The sequence below is a fragment of the Neobacillus niacini genome (genome assembly GCF_036961885.1).
GTDB classification, from domain to species: domain Bacteria; phylum Bacillota; class Bacilli; order Bacillales; family Cytobacillaceae; genus Neobacillus; species Neobacillus niacini_H.
In genome coordinates this window covers 1-5280 of sequence record NZ_JBALNQ010000093.1, presented here as the reverse complement: position 1 = coordinate 5280, position 5280 = coordinate 1, and the positions used below count along the sequence as shown (strand labels likewise).

Sequence of the window (5280 nt, the reverse complement as noted above, 5' to 3'; positions counted from 1 at the left end):
TTGTTGTTAAAGTCTTAAAGCCGACTTTAACGTGACAATTTTATTTTTACGTCATTGAATTTAGTTTGCTAGCTCTTTTCTTATCGGATTTTATTCTGTTTTCTGCCAAAACACAGCACTTCATAATTTTTTTTACCTAAAAGTAACAAAGTTTAAGAAAAGAGCCTTATTGTTTCACAAATTCTTGGTTAACAAAAGCATAGGTTTCGGATTGCCCATTTTCGCCGAGGAGAGTAAGGGTATTATCGACTAATTTAGCATCAGACATCCCTTTTATGGCTAGGTTTGCCTGCAGGCCAATACGCCCTTTTTTTGAAATTGGACTGTACACCCATACAAATGATTCAAAGGTTTGATTGAGTGCCATAATGACCACCTCTGAATTGCCATTCTGATCGAAATCGTGCTCTGTGTGAAAAAGAGAAAACCCTTCTTTTAAAACACCCTTTTCATCAAATGGTGAAACTTCAGAATCCATCACCAAATCAAACGAGGTTTCAGTTTTTTTGCTGTCGGTTAATACTAGGCTTTTGCCACCGGTTGGATTTGCTTGTCCAAACACCATTAGCTGTTGCTGCCCATCCACATTAAAAACATAGGGATTATCAACATCCCAGCGTTTAAAAGGATCCAATGAAGGTTTTTGATTCTTGGTTTCCTCTGTCTCTTTTGCAGCAACTGTACTTGTTTTGGAATCAGTGTCACCATCCTTTTCACCAGCGAGGAGGCCATAGCCTAGGTATACCCCGCTACCAGCTACCAGGATAATCAGCAGAACAATGGAAAGATTGATCCCATACCTGTTAAAAAACTTAACGATTGGACTAGCACTTTCATTTTGGACTTCTTTGACTACTTTTCTAAAACTAACCGTTGAAATCTGTTGTAGTTCCTTTTTCGTATTTTTATTTTTCCAAATTGATCTTGGATGGGTTTTCAAATAATTCTTCAAGGCTCGATGGTAGTGATAATCGAGCTGAAGGTTTTTGTCAGTCCACTTAATAAAAGCCAACACGAGGTTATCATCTGCATGTTTACTCAAATAAGCAAAAAGCTGTGGATAATGGAAGCTGCCATCTTCTTCATTAAATGCTGCCAATAAATGCTGAAAATACTTTTCAGATAAATGACTTCGTAAAACATTTTTTAATACATTCCGAAGCTCTTCACGGCTATCAAGTGATAACGGCTGAAGAAGTAATTCTACGGAAACGACTGGGCTGTTAAATAGTTCATGAAGGACTTCCATCATCTTGGATTTACGAATAATTAGTTTATCCTTACTCTCTTTCACATGGAGTCTTCCTGTTGATAAGTACGCAAATATACCGATATCCTTAACCGTAACATTGTTTAGGTCAATCGCCTTCAATAATGTTAATTCCGTGGAAATCATCATCATTTCTTTTATTTTTGAAAAATCAACATCTTGGTTGGTTACCTTAAATTCCTTTACCGCACGTGCTGCAATAAAAATATCAGAAGAATCAACCAAAGCTTGAGAAGTCCTTTTAATGATAAGGGCTTGAAAACCTTTATTTTTAGCTACAAATGGCACGGTTAGCAGCAGTTGATTGATTGCACTTAAAATATCCTCAACACGAGTATGGTTGAATTTTTCAGTAAGATAGTTCTCTAAAATTTGTGTGTAGTCGGGATGGAGTGTAATAAACTCCATTAATGGTTCGTACGTTTCAATACTTTCCTCTACTATTTTCATTACCTCATGAAAGATAGGGTTATGATTATAATAGTCTAATGTATTCAGAATAAATTCCAGTCCCTTATCATGAAGGGAAATCTGGTTGAATTCCACCACCGCTTTTATAAAATCAATCGCTGTTTCAACCTCTACGGCTGCTTTTTCTTCTTTTAAAATTTGCAACCACAGCTTTTCCAAATCTTCCTTTACCGCTTTTTCTACTTTTAAAAAATTCAAGAGACTATAAAGGAAACTTAGCTTATTTTGTCGATAATAATCTTCAGAGCCGTTCAGAGTTTGGTAAATTGCTGTTAATTGATCGTAATTCTTCAATTGAAGTTGATCTTCTTCCGTGAAACCGAACAGCGCTTTTTCAGCAAACTCAAAGAATTCATCAAGTCTATGTCCAACTAACAGCTGCTCCCAGGCAAAGTTCAAGTATTCATGCTGACCTACAAGGTCAATACCAGAAAATTTCTGGTTAGCGAAATCAAATATGTATGGCTCTTCCATTGAGCGGCCATGGTCATTTAGCGTTCCAGGTTCAAAAAATAGGACATGGACATCGTTTATTCCTTCAGGCTCACTCGTATATGTCATGGCCCCGAAGCACCTTCGATGGCTGTGCGGTAAAAAGTGATAAAGCAATTCTAGTAATGCAGCAGCCACTTTTGTGTAGTGATGCAGCTCTACATTTAGAGATATATAGACCTTTTTCTTCCCAGCAATCGAGGAGATTACTGCGAATAGCAGCTGTTTAAACTGTGACTCTGTGATCCCCAATTCTAATAGGAGATCATTCATTCTTGCTTGATCGAGACCTTCGGAAATGGTAATCGGGACATCGCCATCACCCGAATGAAAAATACCACCAGGTTCCCGAGTATAAACCTGCTGTTCAATCTTCTTTTCACTCACTGCTCATGTCTCCCTTCAATAAAGCCAAGTTTGTAAAGCAGCCAAATGAATTTACAAATATATTACTAGTTTAACATCGCCGATGCTGATTCCAAAGGAATATTATGATAGAAATATTAAAATTTACCTATTGTAATGAACCTTACTATTTTTTAGAAAGGGGAATAAATTTATTGAAAATCCCAATGCATGTAATCTGACCTAATCCAATCTCCGAAAAATCTGTTTTATAGACTGAAAAAACAAAGTAATCCGACTCCGTTGTTCCTATATCAAAAACCTTTTCTCCTGCTAATGATAGAATTCCTTTTTCGAGAAGATTTGAAGATTGATCCATCGCTTCATGATTGATCCACTCTATGTATGCTGAACGCTCCGGGTTTGTTGAAGATAATACAAATACAATAACGATTAATAGGATAATAGAAATGATTCGTTTCATTTTGCAACCCTCGATTCTAATTATTTCCAATTTTTACTCAAATTAAGTATATATGGAAGAAATAGGGTTGTAAATACAAATTGGCGGGGTACAACGTTTTCAAAATCCGAATAAATACTTACAGCAATTTGCTGCAGATTGAAATCGGATTATGGCGATCTCTGGCTTAAAATACACTTGGTCAGTAGAAAAACCTCTAGGTGAAAAAAATTTAGATATTTTCTTACCAAATAGATCAACAGTTGATCCAAAAGCTGAATATACGATAGCAGTCAATAACTTTATGTCAGATGGTGGAGATAGCTACACGATTCTGAAGAAGGTAAAGAACGTAAACTATGGTTAACGGATTTAGATACTTTGGTGAACTATGTGAAAGCACAAATAAAACCGATAACAGCAGCAATTGAAGGCAGAATTTTAATTGTGAAAAAATCAACTGTCGACAATCCAACAATAAATCCGACCAAGCTAACAAACCAACAAACCCAACAAATCCAACAAAAGTGAAAAACTTCCTAATACGGCAGCCAACATGTATAACTATTTATTATTTGGTATTTTTGTTGTCGGGTTTGGAATCACATTTATGTTGAGAAGACGAAAATTAGAGAATTAATTGTAATACAAAACGGGGCTGTGCAAAAAGTAGGTATCTGATCTTTGGTAGCTCTTTTAGTAAAATGGAGTAACTACACCCCATTCCAAGAAATAACGCTTTTTTATGTGCAATCAATTGATTATTATAGAAGATATGAATAAATAGTTTTAATATTTAGCATTATTAGCAAGAAGAACTATAATTAAGTTGTGGGAAAAGATTAAATATACCATTATTTTGCCAAATCTGGACCATTATCTTATACTTACAATATGTTGAAAGGATGCGGTTAATATGCATAAGGTAAGAAAGGCTATTATCCCAGCAGCTGGACTTGGTACTCGTTTTCTACCAGCTACAAAAGCAATGCCAAAAGAAATGTTGCCCATTGTAGATAAACCGACTATACAATATATAGTAGAGGAAGCAATTGAATCTGGGATTGAAGATATTATTATTGTGACAGGAAAAGGGAAAAGGGCCATTGAGGATCATTTTGATTCTGCCTTTGAACTGGAACAAACTTTGCTAAACAAAGGAAAGTTGGAGCTCTTAAAAAAAGTCCAAGAACCATCGAGAATGGTTGATATACACTATATTAGACAAAAGGAACCAAAAGGGCTAGGACATGCAGTTTGGTGTGCACGGAATTTTATTGGAAATGAACCATTTGCGGTGTTACTCGGGGATGATATTGTTCAAGCAGAAACTCCGTGTTTAAAACAACTAATTAAAGTTTACGATCGAACGCACTCTTCCGTTATCGGAGTTAAAAAAGTACCAGAAAGTGAGACTAACCGTTATGGCATAATTGATCCGAATCATCAAGATGGGCGTTCCTATCAGGTTAAAAATTTTGTAGAGAAGCCTAAATTAGGAACAGCCCCATCCAATTTGGCTATTATCGGCAGATATATTTTTACCCCCGAGATATTTATGTTTTTGGAGAAACAGGAAATCGGTGCTGGTGGTGAGATACAACTAACAGATGCTATCCAAAATTTAAATCATATTCAACGTGTATTTGCCTATGAATTTGAAGGCCAAAGATATGATGTAGGAGAAAAACTCGGATATATAGAAACAACTATTGAATTCGCCCTTCAAAAGGAAGAATTGAGGGAAGATTTATTAAAGTTTATGGCGAGCAAGCTTGAAACTATATAAGCTAAAATACACATAACTATTCTGTACAATTAGGATGGTTATGTATTTTTTGGAGATAATTTCTATTTTATTTTACAATGGAATTCAAGTCACGAGTTTGCAGTTCAAAATGAAGGGTTAAAGAATATCTATTAAAATTTTTGAAGTTCAAAATGCAAGAAATGGAAAATTATTATATGAATTTAGGCTGCAAAGGAAACTCTACTACCTGTTAATTTTATGTTGCAATTTATAAAATTTATATGACTAATGGCCCGAATTATTACAAAACAATATTACGAGAAGTTAGTATATAAATCAGAATAAAGAATTTATAGTAAAACAACCTTACTCCATTTGGGTAGGGTTATTTTACTAAGTTGAACCAAAAATTTAGAAATCAATTGGAAAGAAATAACTAATAGTTTTAATTTGAACAGAAATTGGTATAATAAAAGCTTGATAGTCATT

The 5280-nt window shown here is 35.0% G+C and carries 5 protein-coding genes and 1 pseudogene; 4 read left to right on the top strand and 2 right to left on the bottom strand.

Annotated elements, in window-relative coordinates; translation table 11 throughout:
- Positions 1 to 166 precede the first annotated feature (166 nt).
- A complete protein-coding gene (locus tag V7124_RS25840) occupies positions 167 to 2620 on the bottom strand; it encodes a hypothetical protein (RefSeq protein ID WP_335494767.1) in 2454 nt (817 codons plus the stop codon).
- 145 nt (positions 2621 to 2765) lie between these two features.
- Positions 2766 to 3062: a hypothetical protein gene (locus V7124_RS25835; protein ID WP_335411938.1), complete on the bottom strand. Its 297-nt coding sequence runs from the start codon at positions 3060 to 3062 to the stop codon at positions 2766 to 2768.
- Positions 3063 to 3213: 151 nt separating this feature from the next.
- On the opposite strand from V7124_RS25835, the gene V7124_RS25830 reads away from it, so the two are divergent.
- The 4 genes and pseudogenes from V7124_RS25830 (at position 3214) to galU (ending at position 4830) form a co-directional block, all read left to right on the top strand.
- Entirely contained in the window at positions 3214 to 3408 is a 195-nt protein-coding gene (locus tag V7124_RS25830) for a 5'-nucleotidase C-terminal domain-containing protein (RefSeq protein WP_335411935.1), read from the top strand.
- A gap of 26 nt (positions 3409 to 3434) precedes the next feature.
- Positions 3435 to 3572: a hypothetical protein gene (locus tag V7124_RS25825; RefSeq protein ID WP_335411933.1), complete on the top strand. Its 138-nt coding sequence runs from the start codon at positions 3435 to 3437 to the stop codon at positions 3570 to 3572.
- A 13-nt stretch (positions 3573 to 3585) separates the two neighbouring features.
- Positions 3586 to 3681, top strand: a pseudogene (locus V7124_RS25820) (LPXTG cell wall anchor domain-containing protein); the annotation flags it as partial.
- Positions 3682 to 3957: 276 nt separating this feature from the next.
- Positions 3958 to 4830: a UTP--glucose-1-phosphate uridylyltransferase GalU gene (gene galU, locus V7124_RS25815; RefSeq protein ID WP_335411931.1), complete on the top strand. Its 873-nt coding sequence runs from the start codon at positions 3958 to 3960 to the stop codon at positions 4828 to 4830.
- The last annotated feature ends 450 nt before the right edge of the window (positions 4831 to 5280 follow it).